The sequence below is a fragment of the Staphylococcus hyicus genome (assembly GCF_000816085.1).
Classification (GTDB): Bacteria; Bacillota; Bacilli; order Staphylococcales; family Staphylococcaceae; genus Staphylococcus; species Staphylococcus hyicus.
Genome location: NZ_CP008747.1, coordinates 1,256,026 through 1,277,907, shown reverse-complemented (window position 1 = coordinate 1,277,907; position 21,882 = coordinate 1,256,026). Strand labels below are relative to the sequence as shown.

Below are 21,882 nucleotides of genomic sequence, written 5' to 3'. Positions count from 1 at the left end.
ATCCTCCAAAACTAATTTATACACCTGTCCATTGATGAAAATCTGACAGTTGCGTCACAACGATAAGATTAATCATACAACATATGAACAGTCCAATATTGACATAAATTAACGCAAGTGTTGAGAACTTGCGCAACAATCTAAATATAATATAAAATCCATAACAAAATAATATTAAGATTGATGAGATGACTTTCAAATCTATAAATATGTGATTACCGATAGTAAAAATGCCCCATTGAATACCTAAGAGTATGCTTATTAAAAGTAACATAGCCCCGATAAACGAACTAAAGAACACTCCTTTTTCTAATGTTGCAACACTACCGATTCTAAAGTAATCTTGGTTAAAACGTTTCTCTTTTAAATTGCGAAACTGAATTAAATACAATATCGCGTTAACACATGCAATTGCAAAAAAGAGATAACTTACGAGTGCAAAAGAAATATGGAAGATTAACAACTCGTTAACCACGTTTAAGCGTGAACCATTTAACTTAAATTGGTTTGGATGAAACGTATGAATCGCCATAAACATTAAACCGATAAGGTTCAAAAAAGCAATAAGATAAGCTGAGCTTCTAAAAACTGCAAAAACAAAAGTTATGGTTAATATCAACCATGTTAGAATGTAAAAGCTTTCAATTATTGACGTCAGTGGTAACTGACCCATCCAAAAAATATATAGTATGAGTGAACTGGTTTGGAGAACCCAAGCGAAACCTAACGTATAAAAACCAACATTTTGAAAACGACTATTTTTATGCAAAACATCAATCGTTAAAGTGAGTACACTGATTAAATAAATGATAAAGATACACTCATGAAATCTAATAAAAAATGCTTCTTCCATAGCATCACCATTCTTTAATTATCTAGTAAGAAAAACCTCTGTTTAAGTATATGTTTCTTTTTTTCTGCAGCCTCAGTTTTATAATCCGACGTCACTTCTAAATCAAATATTTCTTTAAATAGGGCCAATTTTTCTTCAGAATATTTGTCATCACTTATTTCTTTCGCTTGTTTAATTGGATCTTTAAGCATTTGATTAATAATACTCTTTGTATGCTTAGATATCACTTTACGTTCACGATCTGATAAATGTGGCAACTTACGGTCAATACTGCACATCGTTTCTTCTTGAATGGCCATGGCCTTTTCACGTAATGCTCGAATGACTGGGACGACACCTAACATTTTTACCCATTCATTATGTTTTTCAATTTCATTTGGAATGCGTTCTGCAATAAGTGAAGCGGCTTTTTGACGTTCTCTCATATTTGCATCAACAAGCCCTTTTAAATCATCCACGTCATAAATAAATATATTAGAATTAACCGTATCTAGTGGCTCAATATCACGTGGTACCGCAATATCAATTAAAACTTGTTGACGATTTTTATTTATTTCATGACTTAATTCAATCATATCTTTAGTAATCATAAACCCTTCCGCACTGGTAGAACTAATGACGATGTCTGCGCCAGTTAAGTAATGTTTCAAATCACCGATGGCTCCCACTGAAATATGATGTTTGTCAGCTAAAGCTTCACCCCGCTCAAATGTTCGGTTTATGACGGTAATATCCGTAACACCAGCACCTTTTAAATTCATGATTGCGAGTTCTGCCATTTCACCAGCACCAATCACAAGGGCATGACGACGGGACAATTTTCCATAAATTTTCTTAGCCAACTCTACTGCAGCATAGGACACACTTGTGGCGTGGTCAGCGATATCCGTTTCGTGATGTGCTTTCTTACTGAATGTAATTGCTTGTTTAAACAATTCATTAAAAATAATCCCCGTCGTCCCTGCTTTTTGCGCAGTTAAAAAGGCATCACGAATTTGACCCAATATTTGTGTTTCACCTAATACAATGGAGTCTAATCCAGAGGTTACACTAAATAAATGAGCCACAGCTTCGTCTTCGATTTTTACATCAGTAAATTGCTTGATTTCATTGACCTCAAAATTAAACTCACGCGCTAAAAAGCGTTGAATATAATAGCGACCCGTATGAATTTGATCCACAATCGCATACACTTCAGTACGATTACAAGTTGAAACAATCACATTTTCTAAAATCGATTTTGTTTCAAATAATGTTTCATGTACGCGACACATGTCCGCGTTATTAAAACTTAATTTTTCTCTTAATGATACATTCGCAGTGTGATGATTCACACTTACAGAAATTATATACATTATAACGCCCCCGTTAAGTCTACAATACCCAAATTATAACATACATTAAAGTCATTCTAATTATTATTGCCTTTTTTTATAAGTTGTTAAATTGTGTTGTCAAGAATTTGTCAAACTCAGCATTAAAGGTGCGTCTTAATTGCATCCCAAATTAATTGCTGATTCTTTTTATCAACTGAGGAGTAACTTATAATTTGATCGCCTTTTTCAAGCTCTAACGTTTCTTTAATAATTTTAATATGCTTTTGAATTTTCCCTTTAGGAATTTTATCCTCTTTCGTCGCGATGATTAAAGTAGGTATGTCATGATATTTTAAGAAATCATACATTAATACATCATCTTCAGTTGGTGGATGTCTTAAGTCAACCAATTGAATCACCAGTTTTAATGCCTCACGTTGAGTAATATACGTTTCAATCATTTTCCCAAACGCTTCTCTTTGCTTTTTACTTACTTTAGCATAACCATATCCTGGTACATCGACAAAAATCAATTGATGATCAAGATTAAAAAAGTTTAACGTTTGGGTTTTTCCTGGTTGTTGAGATGTTCTTGCCATATTTTTACGACCTATCATACTATTTATAAATGATGATTTACCAACATTGGAACGACCACTTAGCGCTACTTCGGGTAAGCCAATGTCAGGGTACTGATCAGGTTTTACTGCACTAATAATAATATCTACATTATTTGGATTAATATTCATGTTTCCACCTCATAAAAAAGCCTAAGTTGAATCGTTACATTCAGCTTAGGCCTATATTGATGCCTATCGTTATGCAGAAGTTTTCTTATCGTTTAAAAGGTTTCCTTCTGAATCATATAAATCAGGCTCAGTTTCATTAACAATTGTTTCTTTAGTGATTACAACTTTTGCAACATTTTCCGTTGAAGGTACATCGAACATAATGTCTATTAAAGCTTCTTCAATAATTGAACGTAACCCACGAGCGCCAGTTTTACGTTCAATAGCTTTTTCACTTATTGCATTAAGTGCATCATCTGTAAATTCTAATGCAACATCGTCGAGTTCTAGCATCTTTGTGTATTGCTTCACTAATGCGTTTTTAGGTTGTGTTAAAATGTTTTTCAACGCTTCAACATCAAGTGTTTCTAAATTTGCAACAATCGGTACACGACCAATAAACTCAGGGATTAAGCCATACGTTTGTAAATCTTCAGGACGAATATGTTCTAATAATGATGCATCATCATAATTTGATACTTCGCTACTTGCAAATCCAATGACTTTTTCTCCTAAACGGCGTTTAATCACGTCTTCAATGCCATCAAACGCACCACCAAGAATAAATAGAATATTTGTAGTATCGATTTGAATAAATTCTTGATTTGGATGCTTACGTCCACCTTGTGGCGGTACACTTGCAGTCGTACCCTCTAATATTTTTAATAATGCTTGTTGCACACCTTCACCTGAAACATCACGTGTAATCGATGTATTTTCAGATTTACGAGCAATTTTATCAATTTCATCTACGTAAATGATTCCTTTTTCAGCTTTATCAATATCAAAATCTGCAGCTTGGATTAAACGTAAAAGAATATTTTCTACATCTTCGCCAACATAACCTGCTTCAGTTAAGCTCGTTGCGTCTGCAATCGCAAATGGTACATTGAGTGTACGGGCTAATGTTTGGGCTAATAAGGTTTTACCACTACCAGTCGGTCCTATAAGCGCAACGTTACTTTTTTGTAACTCAACGTCATCATCTTTAGGCCCTAATTGTTTAACACGTTTATAATGGTTATATACAGCTACTGCTAACGATTTTTTAGCTTTATCTTGACCGATAACGTAGCTGTCTAATTGTTCCATAATTTCTTTTGGTGTGGGTAATTCTGTAAGTTCTTCTGTTTCGTTTTGATTCAATTCTTCTTCAACAATCTCAGAGCAAAGTTCGATACATTCATTACAAATGTATACGCCACTTCCTGCTACAAGCTTCTTGACTTGGTCTTGATCTTTACCACAGAAAGAACATTTTAAGTTTTCTTCATCTTCATTGAATTTAAACATAATTGATTACACCCCTGTTCTTCTATGACTATACTAAAAAGCATTCTATTACGCAAATGGATAGCCTATCAAGTTATTTGCATAAAATAAGATGGGAGTGAATGTGAAACCGATGTGCATCACTTGGCTTCAAACACTCACCCCCGCAACTATTCATTTACTATTTAAATTGAGAAATGAAACCCTATCAGCATATTTCATTATCTCAAAGCTTATTTGTCGCTTTCTTCTGCTTCAGTCGCTTCAACAAGCTTAGCTTCTTTAACTAATAAATCAATAACTTTTTTCACACGTACGTCATTTTTAACGATGTCAGTGTTACCTAAAGTTGATTTAATATCGTCTACAGAAATACCGAATTGAGTACTCATTGTTTCAAGTTCTTTCTGAACATCTTCGTCTGTTGCTTCGATATTTTCAGCATCTGCAATCGCAGCTAATGTTAAGTTCGTTTTCACACGTTGTTCTGCATCTTCTTTCATTTGACCACGTAAATCCTCTTCAGATTGACCTGAAATTTGGAAGTACGTTTCAAGGTTTAATCCTTGTTGTTGTAAACGTTGTGCGAATTCTTGTACCATGCGATCTTCTTCTGTTTTAATCATCGCATTTGGAATATCAACTTTAGCATTATCTGTAGCTTTTGTAATTGCTTCTTCTTTTTGTGTATTTTCAGCTTCAGTCGCTTTATTTTCTGCTAATTGCTTACGTAAGTTTTCTTTATATTCATCTACAGTATTTGCTTCAGAATCAAGTTCATTCGCAAGCTCGTCGTCTAATTCTGGCACTTCTTTTGATTTAATTTCATTGATTTTTGTTTTGAAAGTTGCTGGTTTACCTGCTAATTCTTCAGCGTGGTATTCTTCAGGGAATGTTACTTCAACATCCTTTTCTTCACCAACTGCTAATCCAACAAGTTGTTCTTCGAATCCTGGGATAAACATACCAGAACCGATTTCTAAATCATAACCGTCAGCTTGTCCACCTTCAAATTGTTCACCATCAACATAACCATCGAAGTCAAGATTTACAGTATCGCCTTCTTCAACTTTACCGTCTTCTTTAACAACCATATCAGCCATTGCTTCTAAACGTTGTTGAACAGTTTCTTCAACTTCTTCATCTGTTAATTCAGTATTTTGTTTTTCAATTTCTAACCCTTTGTAGTCACCTAATTCAACTTCAGGTTCTACAGTAACTGTCGCATCAAATTTGAATTCTTTACCTTTTTCAATTTGAGTAACTTCAATTTCAGGTTGATCTACTGGATTAATACCAGCTTCTTCAACTGCATTGCTGTATGCTTTTGGTAATAAAATGTCTACAGCGTCTTGATATAACGCTTCAACACCAAAACGTTGTTCAAAAATTGGACGTGGCACTTTACCCTTACGGAAGCCAGGAACGTTAATTTGCTTTACTACTTTTTTAAATGCTTTATCTAAAGCCTTATCTACTTCTTCAGCAGGAACAGTTACTTGTAATAACCCTTCGTTGCCTTCTTTCTTTTCCCAAGTTGCTGTCATGTGTATAAACCTCCATGATATACTATTAAAATTTTTCAACTTCTTCATTATAGCATAGGTTGGCGTAGTGATAAACCCAAGCGCCTATGTATTTAATAAATTTATAAGTTCAACCAATGCATGTAAGTCGTCATCCTTTTTGTTTTCTTCGCCTGTTAAGGATTTAAAATATATTTGATAGGCTTTCAACCAATGGTCAATAGTATCAATTGAAGCAATTTCAAAAGGATACAACGCGATATTGTGTGTATTGAGGTGCACATACGCCTCACTTACTAATGATGGCATTGCTTTCTCTAACCATTCGATGATTTTTGGCATCAGTTGATTGCTGAAGCTTGTGTGTGAAACGCCTTTTAAACGATGAGGTTTAACCTCTGTGTGTAAGCCAAATTTTTCAATATGAAGCGGTTGTTCATAGCGTGCAAATTTTAAATATTCAAGAATAAGCGTCATTAGCCGATGATTAAGGGATTCATGTTTGATATAAAATGCAAATGTATCTGCATATTGATAAGCATGATCATCAATTAAATCTAATAACAATTTCGTTTGTTCACCATTAGAAAGACTAAAGAAAGATTGCAATTGGTGATGAAAATAATCTTTACGCTTATTAAGTTCTGCCGTCGCTTGATCTTTAATAGGTAAAAATACTAAGCGTGTTTGATGTTCGTTAACTTCATCTATGACTTGATTAATAACCTCGATAACAGCATGATATTGTTTTAGTTCAAATAAACTTTTCACATAATAAATCATAAAAGTATCATAAGGTTGAAATCCTTGTGACAATAAAATGTTTGCCTCTTCTTTTAATTCAAGGTATGACTTTAACTCCCATAATGTTTCGCATTTCATTAGTGCTAATTGTGACGTTAACTCAAAAGATGCTTCGTACGTAATGAATAAATCATACACACGTTCATAATCGCCTTGATTAAAAAAGGCGATCATATCTTTTTCGATCTTATGTTTACGCTTTGGAAATGGAATTATTTCACTCATCTTTATCACCTATTTCAAATCTTGTAAAATAAGCGCACTCCATGATTCGAATTGATTTAAATCATTGATGTCTTCAAGAGACTTCCATTCTATTTTCAATGTATCTGTTTCTTTAACTTCTATGTCATTGGCTTTGACTTTAACTTTAAAAACAATACCAATATGAACTTTACCCACTTCGTTAGAGTCGTCATTGATAAATCCAACATGTTCAAGTTGTGATGCACTTGTAACATGGAGCCCCACCTCTTCTTCAAGCTCACGACTCGCATTGACAATAATTAAGTCATTGATGGTTTGTGCATCTGGAACATCATTCATATGCCCACCTACACCAATAGAGCCTTGTCCGTGTAGTCGTGCTTCACCACCACCTGATAAACGTTCATAGACTAAAAGGTCGCCATTTTCATTTTCAAGTATGCAGTAAGATATAAGTTGTTTATAAGATGGATCCTCTTCCATATCCCCACGTCTTTTAACTTCATACTGGTCTAATGTGTTAAAAATTTCAATACTCTTCGCATCACTTTTAGAAATAAAACCATTAAAAGCATTCTTTTCCTGGTTGAACAACGAATCACGTTGTACGACAGCGATTTGTTCATCAAATTTCGACATAATGTTCTCCTTTATATTCATTTTCTTAATCGTATCAGAGAATGGGTATAACGAAAAGTGATATACCATATCAATGACAGCCTACACATGGTTTATTCTCATTTAACCCCATATTTTCGTCTAAATTATATTGAAGAAACTACATGCACACAAAGATAAAAATGCTTTTCACTTAAAAGTATCTCTCTTTAGTCGTGAAAAGCATTTTTTATTAAGGTTTATTTTAAAGCGTCTTTTGCTTTCTTTACTAATTCAGCGAACGCTTTGTCATCTGAAATTGCAATTTCAGAAAGCATTTTACGGTTAATATCAATACCAGCTGTTTTTAAACCGTTCATTAAACGTGAGTAGCTGATGTCGTGCTGACGTGCCGCAGCATTGATACGTGTAATCCACAATTTACGGAAATCACGTTTTCTTTGACGACGGTCACGGAATGAGTATTGACCTGATTTCATTACTTGTTGTTTTGCTACTTTATATAATGTACTTTTTGAACCAAAGTAACCTTTTGCTAATTTGATCGTCTTTTTACGACGCGCTCTTGTTACTGTTCCACCTTTAACACGTGGCATAATAAATTCCTCCTTTTATCTCTTACGGTATGTCATTCATACCTTTACGAATGCTTAAATTATTTAACGTATGTTAATAACTGTCTTACACGTTTTGCATCGCTCTTAGATACTAATGATGCTTTACGTAATTGACGTTTTTGTTTTGTAGATTTGTTAGCGAATAAGTGAGAAGTGTACGCTCTAGAACGTTTTAATTGACCAGATCCAGTTCTTTTAACACGTTTCGCTGCTCCGCGATGAGTTTTCATTTTAGGCATAGTGAGTTCCTCCTATTTAATCGTTGTTTATTTTTCGTTAGTTGGCGCTAACATAAGAAACATTTGACGCCCTTCCATTTTAGGTTTTTGTTCAACAGATGCGATGTCTTTACATTCATCTGCAAACTTTTCTAAAACGCGTTGGCCGATTTCTTTATGTGTAATTGCACGCCCTCTGAAACGAATTGAAACTTTAACTTTATCACCTTTTGATAAGAATTTGCGTCCGTTTTTAAGTTTCGTATTGAAGTCATGTTCTTCAATTGTTGGGCTTAAACGAATTTCTTTCACGTTGATAATTTTTTGTTTCTTTTTCATTTCTTTTTCTTTCTTTTGTTGCTCAAATTTGTACTTACCATAGTCCATAATACGAGCAACAGGCGGTTTTGCATTAGGTGCAACAACAACGACATCTAATCCTAGTCGATCTGCCATCTCTAATGCTTCATGTTTGGTTTTCAAACCAATTTGGTCACCGTTTTGACCGATAACACGTAATTCTTTTGCGCGAATCTTTTCGTTTACTTGCGTTTGATCCTTAGCTATGGTTGACACCTCCAATAGTTTTACGAATGGTCCAAGTACAAAAAGAAGCGAGGACATCTTATGTCCCCGCCTCTTCAATAACATGAACGTTCTTCACATGTTTATCGTTTACCTGCCAACTGCTTGATGCGTCGCTACAGGTGAGAAGCGGGTGCTTCTACTTGGTCCGTTTCGTAATCAACAAAAATAACTATACCAAGTTGTTACGAATTAGTCAACATGTTTCTGAAAGTTTTTTTCTTTCGTTGAAATAGAAGGATCTAAGTTCACATCATTTAAAGGTATTAATTTTGTTTTATATCTCAACTTATGGTAGAGAAAGAATCCTAAAAACACTGGAATACCCATATACGTGATTAGGAAACGATTAAAATCAAAGTTACCACTTTGAATGAAGTCTACATCTTGACCGATAATCACAACTACACATAAAACACCAGCGAGTATTGGGCCAAATGGAAATAATTTTGCTTTATAAACCAGTTTGTCTTTATCATAATTTTGCGCTTCAAATGCTTTTCTAAAGCGATAATGACTTATTGCAATACCAACCCACGCAATAAATCCAGTCAAGCCACTTGCAGCTACAATATATTCATACGCGTTACCACTTACTTGTTGAACGATGAAGATTAGGACAACAATCGTAGCTGTTGCAAGCATTGAGATAATCGGCGTGCCGTTTTTATTTGTATTTCCGAAAATACGTGCAGCGAGTCCATCCTTACTCATTGAATACAGCATGCGTGTACTTGCATACATACCTGAATTTCCTGCAGACAATACAGATGTCAAAATAACTGCATTCATAAATGAAGCTGCAAAAGCCAATCCCGCATTTTTAAATACTAATGTAAATGGTGATGTTGCAATATCATTTCCGCCACCCATCAATGCTGGGTTATCATATGGAATTAACATCCCAATGATGAAAATAGCTAAAATGTAGAAAAGTAATATACGCCAAAAAACTTGTTTAATCGCTTTCGGCACTGCGCGTTGTGGGTTTTCAGATTCGCCTGCTGTAATACCAACAAGTTCTGTGCCTTGGAATGAGAAGCCGGCGATTAAAAACACACCAAAAACAGCAAGTAAACTACCACCAAAGCTACCACCTAAAATCGGTCCATCGCCTTTCGTGAACGTATCAAATCCTACAGCTTGGCCGCCCATAATCCCCACAATAGTGAGTAAACCTACGATTATGAAAATAATGACTGTTGCTACTTTGATAAATGCGAACCAATATTCGCTTTCGCCATAAACTTTGACAGATAAAGCATTTAAACTGAAGATGATACACATGAACAAGCAACTCCATGCCCATGCTGGTAAAAATTGTAATGGCGCCCAATATTGTATAACTTGAGCAGCTATTGTGACATCTGCAGCGACGGTAATGACCCAGTTAAACCAATAATTCCATCCAAGAGCAAATCCTAAAGAAGGATCCACAAACCGAGTAGCGTATGTGCTAAATGACCCTGATACAGGTAGATAGGTCGCCATCTCCCCTAAGGATGTCATTAAGAAAAAGACCATAATACCAATTATTGCATAGCCTAACAAAGCTCCCAATGGTCCAGCGTCTCCAATAGCACCACCAGACGTCATAAATAAACCTGTACCTATCGCACCCCCAATAGCAATCATCGAAATGTGTCGATCTTTTAGGTGCCTTTGAACCGTGTTTTCATTTTCTAAATTTCCCTGACTCATAAATACATCCTTTCCCTTTACTTAGAGGTAGGTGTAAACATTGCGTTACCTTGATTTATGTGTATTTTGTTTAAAAAGAAACAAAGGTTACATCGAGGATGCAACCTTTGTTTTTATATTTCAACATAGATAGCACACCACTATTGTGACAGTCTGGTCCCTATTCGAAAACCAGCCCAATAAAAGTTGTTGATGGATCAACTTTTATTTCGGCGTCTTTACCTTTAATTTGTGCAACATATGCCCCATTCGACTTCTGACAAACGACTTATTAAAGACGCAACCTCTAACTAAATTTTATTAAATTTTAGATTTGTATATACTATAGCTTAAAGTGCTCTGAATGACAAGTTATCTTTTCTTTTTCAAACGAATTTCATCGACTAAATTCCAAATAAACGTGTCTTTTTCAACTGTCTCTTGATCTTTCGAGCCATATTTACGAACATTCACTTCATGATTTTCAACTTCTTTATCCCCTACTACAAGCTGGTATGGAATCTTTTTCATTTGTGCTTCACGTATTTTATACCCCATTTTTTCATTTCTATCATCAATATGAACGCGCACACCATGAGATTTTAATTCATCTTGAAGTTGTCTCGCATAATCGTAATGCAACTCAACGTTTACTGGAATAATTTCTACTTGTTGCGGTGCTAACCATGTTGGGAATACACCTTTTGTCTCTTCAGTTAAAAACGCCACAAAACGCTCCATTGTAGATACGACACCACGGTGTATCACGACAGGACGATGTTGTTCACCATCTTTACCAATGTAGTTTAAGTCGAAACGGACAGGCAATAAGAAATCAAGTTGAACTGTAGATAATGTTTCCTCTTTACCCATCGCTGTTTTTACTTGAACATCCAATTTCGGACCGTAAAATGCCGCTTCGCCTAATGCTTCTTCATACTGAAGACCAAGTTCATCAACTGCTTCTTTTAACATCGATTCCGCTTTATTCCACATATCATCGTCATCGAAGTATTTTTCCTTATCTTCAGGATCACGATAACTTAATCTAAAACGATAATCTTCAAAACCAAAATCTTTGTACACGTCTATAATCATATTTACAGTTCGTTTAAATTCATCTTTTATTTGATCAGGTCGTACAAAGATATGTGCATCATTTAACGTCATACCACGCACACGTTGTAACCCCGATACTGCACCACTCGCTTCGTAACGGTGCATTGTACCTAATTCTGCAATACGTATCGGTAATTCACGATATGAATGTGGCTTATTCGCATAAATCATCATATGATGCGGGCAGTTCATTGGACGAAGTACCATCGCTTCATCCTCATCAAGTTGCATGACTGGGAACATATCATCTTGGTAGTGATCCCAATGGCCAGATGTTTTATATAGATTGACATTCGCCATGATTGGTGTGTAGACGTGATCGTATCCTAAACTTACTTCTTTATCTACAATATACCGTTCAATTTCACGTCGTATCGTAGCACCATTTGGCAACCATAATGGTAAGCCAGCACCTACGAGTTGATTGTTAGTGAAGAGTTCTAAATCTTTACCAATACGACGATGATCACGCTCTTTACGTTCTTCAAGCATTTTTAAATGTGCTTTTAATTCTTTTTTATCAAAAAATGCAGTACCATATATGCGTTGAAGCATTTTGTTATTACTATCTCCTCGCCAGTATGCTCCAGCAGTAGATAACAATTTGAATTCTTTAATTTTAGCTGTTGTTGGCACATGAACACCACGACATAAATCTGTAAATTCACCTTGTGTGTATAGCGTAACCTTCTCATCTTCAGGAATCGCTTCAATTAATTCTAGTTTATATGGATCATCATTAAAAAATGCTTTTGCTTCATCCCGACTCACAACACGATGCGTAATAGGATGGTTTTCGTTTACGATTTGTTTCATTGTTTTCTCAATTTTTTCAAAGTCATCACTTGATACTTTGTCATTCATATCAAAATCATAATAGAAACCACCTTCAATGACAGGCCCCACCCCAAACTTTACATCTCCATATAAGCGTTTTAGCGCCTGTGCCATTAAATGCGCTGTTGAATGACGTAGAACTTCTAAGGCCTCTTCACTACCTGGTGTAATAATTTCTATTTCACCATTTTCTTCTAATGGACGTGTTAAATCGACCATTTGGTGATTGAATTTCCCTGCGACTGCTTTTTTACGAAGACCTGGACTAATCGATTGCGCTATTTCTTCAGTTGTTATCCCTTTTTCAAAACTTTTTTCATTTCCATCTGGAAAACGAATCATGATTTGTGACATATACATCCTCCTCAAATTTTAACGACTAAAATAAAAAGACCCCATCCCAATATAGGGACGAGGTCATCGCGGTACCACCCTAGTAATGCATATAAAGCTATGCAAACTCTACTTAAGATAACGGTCTTGAGCCGGACATTCATTACAAATGTCATACTGAGGGAGTAATGCTATACGTTATTAACTACACTCTCATCAAACGGTAGCTCTCTGTATAATAGACTATATAACATCTTATCCTCTATTTTTGTCGTCATTTAGTTACTTTCATTATAGCGCTTTTTAATTTTTTTTCAACGTTTTCTATAATTTTCTCCCTCTAATCGATAAGGTTCGGCTAAAGTTTTAATTCGCTCCATAATTCGAGCGGCTTTAGTCACTTCAGTCCCACCTCTTGTCACAGATAAATGATGTTCAAGTTCATCTAAGTTTAAATTCGAACTAAAAAACGTAGGTAAATCTTGTATCATACGATAGTGTAGAATCGGTCCTAACACCTCGTCTCTTACCCACGGAGATATTTCTTCAGCACCAATATCATCTAAAAATAATACCTGCGCTTCTCTCACTTCTTTAACTCGACGATCCGTCGAACCATCTTTAAAGCCATTTTTTAAGGTACGGATAAATTCCGGTACATAAATAATTGTAGATGGTACGCGATTACTTTTAAGTTCATTAGCAATTGCGCCTAATATAAATGATTTTCCAGTACCAAATTCTCCATATAAATAAAGGCCTTGCGTCGGTTGTTTCGCAATAATTTGATCTATCATATCATCTAAACGCATCGCAAGTTCTAAACGATTTCTTCGATTCATATAAATATCTTTAATTTTTGCATTTAACGTTTCGGGATGCATATGAAAGGAAGTAATCATATTACTATAAAACTTTGCTTCATCATGTTTGATTTTACAAGGACATGGCGTATATTTGATTTTTATGCGATTGTTTTCAATGTACAATTCGGGAATGTGTCCTTTTACAAAGTTTGGACAGTTTTCAAATGAATGGTCATCATCACAATGCTTTTGTTGGTCTTTATATTCTTGAAGTATATTCAAATCTTCATCAATCATACGATTCGTTAATTCTTGTTGATGGTCGTCTAAAAATCGTTTAACATCTGGATCTTTTAAGACATCACGTTTAATTTTAGCAATACGCTGTTCAAAGGCATCATTCGAACCCATAATGTGACGAAATGATTTCATTCTTTTTCACCTGCCCGTTTTTTGTTCTTCAACTTATTTAAAAAAGCTGTTTTTTCCTTTTCAAGATGTGCTTGATCTTCTTTTTTTAGCTCAAATTCTTCTGGATGGGTTAACCACCGTGGCGTTTTCTCTAACGATTGCATCTGTTGTTTATAGCGGTACTGAGAGGGTTGAGATTTTGTATAACTTTGTGTTTGGTTTTGTTTTATTTTTTGAGCAAGCTCATGTGCAGATCTCGCATCTGTCACTTTATTTTTCTTCCAACTCGAAGCAACGGAAAGAACATAATTTTTAGGTAGATTTTGGTCTTTTGTTAACATGACATATTGAAGTAATACATTGATAGCGCCAAAACTTAATTTTTCTCGCGTAATCAAATCTTCTATCATCGCTTTTTGTTGCGGTGTGGGTTCCGCATCCCCCCAAGAAGTCAACATGACAATCGGACTAGTATTATCCAACATATCATACCATTCTTCCCAATTTGTCACCTCTGTATTCGTTGATTCTTGTGTTGTTTGTGACGACGTCGTGACTTTTGAAGCAACAAGTGACGGCAATTCTTGTTGATTTTCAATCATATAATATTCTTGCGCTGTTTTACGCAATGTAGGAATAGAAAGACTTTGATCACTATTTAGTGATTTTAAAATGACTGTTTTCATGACATCTGGAGATAAACGATACAATGTAGCGAGTTGAATAATTGTCGTTTTATTCGGCTCACTAATGACATCGCGACTCACATAATGCGTTTGTAACATGTCTTTTAATAAATCAAAATCAAAATAAACATCAGATAAATCAATACCTGCATAATCATGTTCAACAAGATCTCTTTCATTTGTACGTTGTGATTGTTGAGGTACTTTAAATACATCCGTGAATTTTTTAGTCACATCTGTAAATTCTTTTAAATCCATTGTTTTAGGAATAAAAAAACGTTTGATATCATGAAAGCGCGATTGACCAACAACTTGATAAAAATATACGGATAACATTGGGTCATTAAAAAATTGATACGGTGACGGTGGTGCAATAAGCTCATAAACAAATTGTGTAGTTTGATTTGAATGTCTCACATAAGTCTTAAGCAGTCCAATACCTTCTAATAAATCCAACTTTTCACGAAACTTTAATAAGTTAATTTTTAATTCTGACATGATTGTATAATGTGTGTAACCTGAATCAAAACGACTCGCTGAAAATTGTTCTAAATATTGATAATAACTCACTGCATCCGCGCCGATAAGTGGAATAAATAGGCGATTGAGCACTTCTTGATGCAGACGATGGTTATAATAAGGACGTATGACCACAAAACCATCATGTGCATGAAGTTGATTCGTATACATAGTCACCATATTACTCACTCCGCCTATTGTCTTTAATAATACCTTGCATAGATTTTAGCAGTTGATCCACATCTTTAAATTCACGATACACAGATGCAAATCTCACATAAGATACCTGATCAACGTCAATTAATAAATCCATTACATGCTCTCCAATATCTCTAGAAGATATTTCTGCCATACCAGAATCTCTTAACTTCCATTCTACTTGGTTCGTTATTTCCTCTAACTTTTGAAAACGTACCGGCCGCTTTTCACAAGAACGCACCAAACCATTTAATATTTTTTCACGGTTAAATTGCTCTCTCGTACCATCTTTTTTTACAACAATGAGCGGGCTCATTTCAATGTGCTCAAAAGTTGTGAAACGTGTTCCACAATGTTCACATTCACGTCTTCTTCTAATTGCATTTAGGTCATCTACATGTCTTGAATCCACAACACGGGCGTGCGTATGTTGACATTTAGGGCATTTCACGACTTTTTCACCTTCTTCAGTAATTTTGTTTCATTATACTACAAACTAATTTAATATCAAAAGGACAGTAACTAAAAAGGATCAAGGTATACATTTCACCTTGACCCTAATCGAGAAAAATCCTCTTTTTAGCGTTAAACCACATATATGTTATCCATTTACAACTTAAACTGTAACTTTAATTGCATTTGCTATTTGTTGTAATACATCCACAACGCGAGTAGAGTAGCCCCATTCGTTATCATACCAAGCGAGTACTTTTACTTTTCTATCTCCCATAACGATAGTAGATTGCGCATCTATAATAGCTGAATGACTATCTGTTTTAAAGTCATCTGATACGAGCGGTTCATCTACAATATCAATGACGCCGCCGAGTTGATGATCTCTAAACAATTGATTGACTTCTTCTTTAGTAACCGGTTGTTTTAAATCTACCACTAAATCCACGAGTGATACATTTTTAGTTGGTACACGTAATGCCATACCATGTAATTTACCTTCAAGTTCCGGTAACACTAATGCAAGCGCTTTAGCTGCACCAGTTGATGTAGGAATAATACTTTCAAATGCTGCGCGCGCACGACGTAAGTCCTTATGCGGATTATCCAAATTATTTTGATCATTCGTCACAGCATGAACTGTCGTCATCAACCCATTTTCAATACCATAATGATCATTTAATACTTTCGCTACAGGCGCCAAACAATTTGTTGTACATGATGCATTGCTAAAAATGTCATACGTGTCAACATCTAGATCTTTATCATTGACACCTTTTACGATAGTTTGGACATGTCCGCCTTTTGAAGGTCCTGTTAATAAAACTTTTTTTGCCCCCGCTTTAATGTGCGCATCTGCTTTATCACCGTGATTGAATTTACCAGTTGCTTCAATAACTACATCAATTTCTAGAGATTTCCAAGGTAAATTTTCAGGGTTGCGATCAGAGACTAATTTAATGTCTTTGCCATCTACTTTAATCCCATTTTCAATTGGTTGAACGTCTTTGTTGAAACGTCCGTGAGTTGTATCATATTTAAGAAGATGTGCAATCGTCTCTGGTGGATAACTTGCGTTAATCGCAACGACCTCAATATCCTCTCTATTTAATGCAATTCTTAAAACCATACGGCCGATACGGCCTAAACCGTTAATCGCAATCTTTGTCGTCATGAAAAAAGCACTCCTTGTTAATGTGTTATACTTATATTTAAGAGTATATCATAATTAAACGAAAATGAAACCGTTTGCGCTAATAAAATTTACTTATAAAATGTGATTTGTTCATTTTTGGCAGCGCAAGCAAACGCCACCAATATAATAACGTGTCACATTACGAACATATCAAATCACATGTAATTTGATAAAAGCAATCGTTTTTTAGTGATTTATAGACACTTATGAAACGCGATTACGCCTACGCCCCCTTTTTTAAAGTTTGTTAGAAGATTAATTGATCGTGTCTACTTAATAACGCATGTAGGACAGCCAAATTTATGGCATAAAAAAACCAATAAAATTCATCCGTTGATGAACTTTATTGGTTATTGCATTTATTTTAATTGTCTATTCTACTTCGTTAAGATAGCCTTTTTTAGCTAAAACTTCTTCAAGATTTTGTTTTAGTTCAAGTTTTGTACCGAAATTATCAATAACAACATCAGCCATGCGACTCTTTTTATCGATAGAGATTTGACTATATATGCGCGCTTTTGCATCCTCTATAGATAATTGATTTCGCTCCATAAGACGATCAATTTGAATACTTGGCGACGTATAAACTAACCATACTTCATCAACTGTATTTTCAAGACCATTTTCGTATAGTAACGGGATGTCCATTACAACGTCATAGCCTTCAGCTAAATATTGATCTCTTTCCGACTCCATAAGCGTCCTTACAATAGGATGTATAATCGCATTTAATTTTTCACGTTTAACATCATCATAGAACACTTGTTGTCCAATATAATGACGATTCATTTCACCATTTTCATCTAAAGCTTGGTCTCCAAATTCGGCACAAACTTGCGCTAACCCTTCTGAACCTTTTTCCACAGCTTTTCTAGATGCCTTATCCGCATCTACAATTTTAAAACCGTGTGCTCTTAAAAGTTCTGCGACAGTGGATTTACCCGTTGCAATCCCGCCTGTTAACCCAATGACCTTCGACATAACATACCTTCTTCCTTAAGTTTGACAATTTTTACAATAATGTGTATTTCGACCACCAATGATTGCAGTTTCAATTGTACATTGACATTCTGAACATGTTTTTTGCTTATATACTTTCAAATTATTTTGCATTGTTCCTCGTTGACCATCTGCATGAACGTAGTCTGAAATACTAGTACCTCCATGTAAAATACCCATTTCTAAGACTTTTACAACACAATGAAATACGTTAATGCGCTCTTCATGTGACAAATCTTGTGCTAAACGGTGTGGATTTACTTTCGCATTAAACAACGCTTCACATGCATAAATATTACCACACCCAGAAATCACGCGATGTTCTAAAATCATACGCTTAATAGGCATTTTTTTAAAGCGATTTACCTCAAATTGTGCCAAATAATGCGGTAACGCTTCAGCATCAAAGGGTTCAGGGGCAATCTCCAAAATAGATGGATACGCTTCCAAACTTTCAACATTTCTTATTTCACCAAAACGTCTAATATCTGAATATACGAGTATCCAGTCATTATCTAGATGAAAGACTACATGCCAATGTTTTCGGTAATTGGCGATATTAATATCTTCTATTTTTTTAACGACAAAAAATCCTCCCGCCATACCTAAATGAGAAATCAATTGACGATATTGCGTATCATTCACGATATCAAAAAGTATATATTTACTTCTGCGATACACGTGCTTAATGGTATAGCCTAATGTATATGTTTTGAATGATTCTAAACTAATGCCTTTGATAATCGTGTCTTTTCCATGCGCTTTCCCTACGATAATACTATCAGAAAAGGTAATATCGACGATTTTGGCACCTTCAATAAATGGTTGAATCCCACGTTTTACATGCTCAACTTCTGGTAATTCTGGCAATGTGTTCCCTACTTTCTATTTCGCATCATACCACGTTTTCCCGTAATCGGAATCTACACGAAGCGGTACATCTAATTCTAAAGCGTGAATCATAATATCTTCAACAAATTCACTAAACGCTTCCACTTCATTTTTTGGTAATTCAAATATTAATTCATCATGTACTTGCAACAATAATGTCGCGTTAAAATCTGACTGCTTCATCGCTTCATCTAACTTGACCATTGCACATTTTATAATATCTGCTGCACTCCCTTGAATAGGGGAATTCATCGCTGTACGTTCCGCAAAACCACGTTTGTTAAAATTACGGCTCGTGATATCTTGAATATAGCGACGACGTTTTAATAATGTTTCAACATACCCATCTTGTTTAGCATCTTGAACAATGTCTTCCATATATGTCTTAACACCTGGAAAATGGTTTAAATAATCATCTATAAATTGTTTGGCTGCTTTTCGCGAAATCCCTAAACTTTGACTTAAACCATAATCACTAATACCATATACGATCCCAAAATTAACAGCTTTCGCTTGGCGACGCATTAGTGCTGTGACTTCAGAAGCTTCAACATTAAAGACTTTCATCGCTGTTGTTGTGTGAATATCTTCATCATTAATAAATGCGTCTTGAAGAGTGCGATCTTTTGTAATATGCGCAAGCACACGCAGTTCAATTTGAGAATAATCCGCTGCTAAAATAACATTATTTTCATCAGATGATTTGAATGCTTTACGAATTTTACGACCTTCTTCAATTCGAATAGGAATATTTTGTAAATTAGGGTCTACCGATGATAATCGACCTGTTTGTGCCAAAGTTTGATTAAAGCGCGTGTGAATACGTTGATCTTCAGATATCACTTTTTGCAAACCTTCAACATATGTCGATTGTAACTTAGAAAGTGTTCGGTATTGTAATATCAAATCGATAATTTCATGTTGTCCTTGTAATTTTTCTAAAACATCAACAGCTGTCGAATAGCCTGTTTTTGTCTTTTTAATGACAGGTAACTCTAATTTTTCAAATAAAATAACACCAAGTTGTTTAGGAGAATTGATATTAAATGTCTCTCCAGCTTGCTCATGAATGTCCAAAATAAGTTTGTTAAGTTTTGTTTGAAGATCTGATTCCATTGTTTGAAGTGTAGCCACATCTGTATATATACCTGTGATTTCCATTTCTCCTAAAATGAGCGCTAATGGGAGTTCAATATCTGTCAACAAAGCCAATTGTTCATGTGCATTCAACTTTTCTTTCATAATAGGTTGTATGATTTCAATGGCATCTAAGATAGTTGCAATATGGTGTGATAGTGTAGCATCATCTGGAATATGGTAATTCTTCCCTTTACCGTAAACAGCAACACGGTCTTGCACAGCTGTTCCTTCATACATTGACGAAACGGATGCTACATCCTCTATCGTCTGAGAAGGATCAATTAAATAACTTGCTAGCATCGTGTCAAACACCATATTTTTAATATCGATACCTAAACGTTTGCATGCAACGTAAGTTTTTTTAGCATCAAAAACATATTTTGCTGTTTCATCACTTTCTAACCACTGCACAAACGTAGGATAGGCTTTAATCTGGAGTGCATTAATAACAACATAATGTTGATCAATTTTTATGCCAATCTTCAAAATGTCATTTTTTAAGTAATTGTCTCCATCAATTTCAATATGAAGCGGTGCCGCGTCAAGTGCATCAAAATTAATCCCTTCAAAATCCGTCAAGATTTGATATGATTTTTGAATGGTAGGTTGATTTGCTTTAACATCAATATCATCTAACAATTGACGGAATTCCAGTGTTTTAAATAACTCTATTTTATCTGATTCATCGATCGATGTAGGTCGTTTGGTATCGTCAATCGTAACTGAAATTGGACTTTCACAATTTATAGTTGCTAATCGTTTACTCATGAATGCATCCGCTTGACTTGTTTCTAATTTTTCTTTTAATTTCTTTCCACTGATTTGATCTAGATTATCATAAACACCTTCAATAGTTTTAAATTGATGTAATAACTTTAAAGCAGTTTTTTCACCAACGCCAGCTACACCAGGAATATTGTCAGAGGCATCTCCCATTAACCCTTTTAAATCACGTATTTGATCTGGTGTTAGACCGCCATACTGTTCTGAAATAAATGCCGGAGAATAATGATCGACATCAGTAATCCCTTTTTTTGTGTAATAAATGGTCACATTGTCCGTCGCAAGTTGCGTCAAATCACGATCACCTGTAATGATGATGGTTTTTAACCCTTGTCGGTCTGCTTCGCGGCTTAACGTCCCGATAATATCATCAGCTTCGTAATTCTCCAATTCATACCGTTTAATCTTATAAGCATCTAACAATTGTCGAATATAAGGAAATTGCTCACTGAGTTCAGGGGGTGTTTTTTGTCTCCCTCCTTTATATTCTTTGTATGTTTCATGTCGGAATGTTGTTTTACCAGCATCAAATGCAACTAGAAAATGTGTGGGTGATTCTTCTTTTATAATTTTTTCTAATAAGCGTGCGAAGCCATAAACGGCATTCGTGTGAATACCTGACTTGTTTTGTAATAAAGGCAACGCATAAAAGGCTCTAAAGCTTAAACTGTTACCATCAATTAAAACTAATTTTTCCACGTGGTTCCCTCCTAGCTACTTTGCATTTATTTTATCACATCCTGCTCTAAATACCCATTTCAGTACGATAAAGGAAACGGGACATTGACATAAATCTTATCAAATTTTAATTGTTCCAAACCTCTCACTTTTCTAGGCGCCTTACCTTAAAAGGAATTTTCACTTTCGGCTTATTGCCTCAAAAATCTCGCTAAGGAAGCAATCAAAGTGATGTTTTAATTTATTTACCTTTCCCGCGTAAAGACTAAAATTATATATAAATATAACCAACAAAGTTCATGTACAAGAACTTTGTTGGCTTTTTTGATTAACAGAGTACTGTGTACTAT

General features: G+C 35.1%; 19 protein-coding genes, 1 riboswitch and 1 other annotated feature. All 19 genes read right to left on the bottom strand.

The window, feature by feature from the left end:
• Positions 1-16: 16 nt before the first annotated feature.
• The gene (gene ccsA, locus SHYC_RS06065) at positions 17-853 is read right to left on the bottom strand and encodes a cytochrome c biogenesis protein CcsA (RefSeq protein ID WP_039645358.1); all 837 of its coding nucleotides are present in this window, start codon (positions 851-853) and stop codon (positions 17-19) included.
• A gap of 14 nt (positions 854-867) precedes the next feature.
• Positions 868-2,208: a glutamyl-tRNA reductase gene (gene hemA / locus SHYC_RS06060; RefSeq protein WP_039645356.1), complete on the bottom strand. Its 1,341-nt coding sequence runs from the start codon at positions 2,206-2,208 to the stop codon at positions 868-870.
• Between the two features lie 122 nt (positions 2,209-2,330).
• Positions 2,331-2,918 carry a ribosome biogenesis GTP-binding protein YihA/YsxC gene (gene yihA, locus SHYC_RS06055; protein ID WP_039645354.1) on the bottom strand — a complete coding sequence of 196 codons (588 nt, stop codon included), beginning with the start codon at positions 2,916-2,918 and terminating at the stop codon, positions 2,331-2,333.
• Between the two features lie 69 nt (positions 2,919-2,987).
• A complete protein-coding gene (gene clpX / locus SHYC_RS06050) occupies positions 2,988-4,250 on the bottom strand; it encodes an ATP-dependent Clp protease ATP-binding subunit ClpX (protein WP_039645352.1) in 1,263 nt (420 codons plus the stop codon).
• Between the two features lie 212 nt (positions 4,251-4,462).
• Positions 4,463-5,776 (bottom strand): trigger factor, encoded by a 1,314-nt coding sequence (gene tig / locus SHYC_RS06045; RefSeq protein WP_039645351.1) that lies wholly within the window; start codon positions 5,774-5,776, stop codon positions 4,463-4,465.
• Positions 5,777-5,860: 84 nt separating this feature from the next.
• Positions 5,861-6,784, bottom strand: coding sequence for a hypothetical protein (locus SHYC_RS06040; protein WP_039645349.1), 924 nt, complete (start codon positions 6,782-6,784; stop codon positions 5,861-5,863).
• Positions 6,785-6,793: 9 nt separating this feature from the next.
• Positions 6,794-7,405: an NUDIX domain-containing protein gene (locus tag SHYC_RS06035; RefSeq protein ID WP_039645347.1), complete on the bottom strand. Its 612-nt coding sequence runs from the start codon at positions 7,403-7,405 to the stop codon at positions 6,794-6,796.
• Positions 7,406-7,623: 218 nt separating this feature from the next.
• Positions 7,624-7,980: a 50S ribosomal protein L20 gene (rplT, locus tag SHYC_RS06030; protein WP_039645345.1), complete on the bottom strand. Its 357-nt coding sequence runs from the start codon at positions 7,978-7,980 to the stop codon at positions 7,624-7,626.
• 59 nt (positions 7,981-8,039) lie between these two features.
• The gene (rpmI, locus tag SHYC_RS06025; RefSeq protein ID WP_037565503.1) at positions 8,040-8,240 is read right to left on the bottom strand and encodes a 50S ribosomal protein L35; all 201 of its coding nucleotides are present in this window, start codon (positions 8,238-8,240) and stop codon (positions 8,040-8,042) included.
• 27 nt (positions 8,241-8,267) lie between these two features.
• Positions 8,268-8,795, bottom strand: coding sequence for a translation initiation factor IF-3 (gene infC / locus SHYC_RS06020; protein WP_082021572.1), 528 nt, complete (start codon positions 8,793-8,795; stop codon positions 8,268-8,270).
• A gap of 26 nt (positions 8,796-8,821) precedes the next feature.
• Positions 8,822-8,955, bottom strand: a sequence feature (ribosomal protein L20 leader region).
• Between the two features lie 41 nt (positions 8,956-8,996).
• Positions 8,997-10,505 (bottom strand): amino acid permease, encoded by a 1,509-nt coding sequence (locus SHYC_RS06015; protein WP_039645341.1) that lies wholly within the window; start codon positions 10,503-10,505, stop codon positions 8,997-8,999.
• Positions 10,506-10,627: 122 nt separating this feature from the next.
• Positions 10,628-10,802: riboswitch (Lysine riboswitch) on the bottom strand.
• Positions 10,803-10,856: 54 nt separating this feature from the next.
• Entirely contained in the window at positions 10,857-12,794 is a 1,938-nt protein-coding gene (gene thrS, locus SHYC_RS06010; protein ID WP_039645338.1) for a threonine--tRNA ligase, read from the bottom strand.
• A gap of 293 nt (positions 12,795-13,087) precedes the next feature.
• Complete coding sequence (gene dnaI, locus SHYC_RS06005) at positions 13,088-14,011, bottom strand: primosomal protein DnaI (RefSeq protein WP_039645337.1); 924 nt, start codon at positions 14,009-14,011, stop codon at positions 13,088-13,090.
• A complete protein-coding gene (locus tag SHYC_RS06000; protein WP_039645335.1) occupies positions 14,008-15,375 on the bottom strand; it encodes a replicative helicase loading/DNA remodeling protein DnaB in 1,368 nt (455 codons plus the stop codon). Before SHYC_RS06000 ends, dnaI begins: the two co-directional genes overlap by 4 nt.
• Before the next feature lies 1 nt (position 15,376).
• Complete coding sequence (gene nrdR, locus SHYC_RS05995; RefSeq protein WP_037565510.1) at positions 15,377-15,844, bottom strand: transcriptional regulator NrdR; 468 nt, start codon at positions 15,842-15,844, stop codon at positions 15,377-15,379.
• Between the two features lie 165 nt (positions 15,845-16,009).
• Entirely contained in the window at positions 16,010-17,020 is a 1,011-nt protein-coding gene (locus SHYC_RS05990; RefSeq protein ID WP_039645332.1) for a glyceraldehyde-3-phosphate dehydrogenase, read from the bottom strand.
• Between the two features lie 393 nt (positions 17,021-17,413).
• Entirely contained in the window at positions 17,414-18,022 is a 609-nt protein-coding gene (coaE, locus tag SHYC_RS05985; RefSeq protein WP_039645330.1) for a dephospho-CoA kinase, read from the bottom strand.
• Between the two features lie 15 nt (positions 18,023-18,037).
• Positions 18,038-18,910 (bottom strand): bifunctional DNA-formamidopyrimidine glycosylase/DNA-(apurinic or apyrimidinic site) lyase, encoded by an 873-nt coding sequence (gene mutM, locus SHYC_RS05980; protein ID WP_039645328.1) that lies wholly within the window; start codon positions 18,908-18,910, stop codon positions 18,038-18,040.
• A gap of 15 nt (positions 18,911-18,925) precedes the next feature.
• The gene (gene polA / locus SHYC_RS05975; protein ID WP_039645326.1) at positions 18,926-21,553 is read right to left on the bottom strand and encodes a DNA polymerase I; all 2,628 of its coding nucleotides are present in this window, start codon (positions 21,551-21,553) and stop codon (positions 18,926-18,928) included.
• Positions 21,554-21,882 lie beyond the last annotated feature (329 nt).

Bases quoted from the DNA above. Each gene is read 5' to 3' on its own strand.
- ccsA (WP_039645358.1), bottom strand. From the start codon at position 853: ATGGAAGAAGCATTTTTTATTAGATTTCATGAGTGTATCTTTATCATT.
- hemA (WP_039645356.1), bottom strand. From the start codon at position 2,208: ATGTATATAATTTCTGTAAGTGTGAATCATCACACTGCGAATGTATCA.
- yihA (WP_039645354.1), bottom strand. From the start codon at position 2,918: ATGAATATTAATCCAAATAATGTAGATATTATTATTAGTGCAGTAAAA.
- clpX (WP_039645352.1), bottom strand. From the start codon at position 4,250: ATGTTTAAATTCAATGAAGATGAAGAAAACTTAAAATGTTCTTTCTGT.
- tig (WP_039645351.1), bottom strand. From the start codon at position 5,776: ATGACAGCAACTTGGGAAAAGAAAGAAGGCAACGAAGGGTTATTACAA.
- SHYC_RS06040 (WP_039645349.1), bottom strand. From the start codon at position 6,784: ATGAGTGAAATAATTCCATTTCCAAAGCGTAAACATAAGATCGAAAAA.
- SHYC_RS06035 (WP_039645347.1), bottom strand. From the start codon at position 7,405: ATGTCGAAATTTGATGAACAAATCGCTGTCGTACAACGTGATTCGTTG.
- rplT (WP_039645345.1), bottom strand. From the start codon at position 7,980: ATGCCACGTGTTAAAGGTGGAACAGTAACAAGAGCGCGTCGTAAAAAG.
- rpmI (WP_037565503.1), bottom strand. From the start codon at position 8,240: ATGCCTAAAATGAAAACTCATCGCGGAGCAGCGAAACGTGTTAAAAGA.
- SHYC_RS06015 (WP_039645341.1), bottom strand. From the start codon at position 10,505: ATGAGTCAGGGAAATTTAGAAAATGAAAACACGGTTCAAAGGCACCTA.
- thrS (WP_039645338.1), bottom strand. From the start codon at position 12,794: ATGTCACAAATCATGATTCGTTTTCCAGATGGAAATGAAAAAAGTTTT.
- dnaI (WP_039645337.1), bottom strand. From the start codon at position 14,011: ATGAAATCATTTCGTCACATTATGGGTTCGAATGATGCCTTTGAACAG.
- SHYC_RS06000 (WP_039645335.1), bottom strand. From the start codon at position 15,375: ATGGTGACTATGTATACGAATCAACTTCATGCACATGATGGTTTTGTG.
- SHYC_RS05990 (WP_039645332.1), bottom strand. From the start codon at position 17,020: ATGACGACAAAGATTGCGATTAACGGTTTAGGCCGTATCGGCCGTATG.
- coaE (WP_039645330.1), bottom strand. From the start codon at position 18,022: ATGTCGAAGGTCATTGGGTTAACAGGCGGGATTGCAACGGGTAAATCC.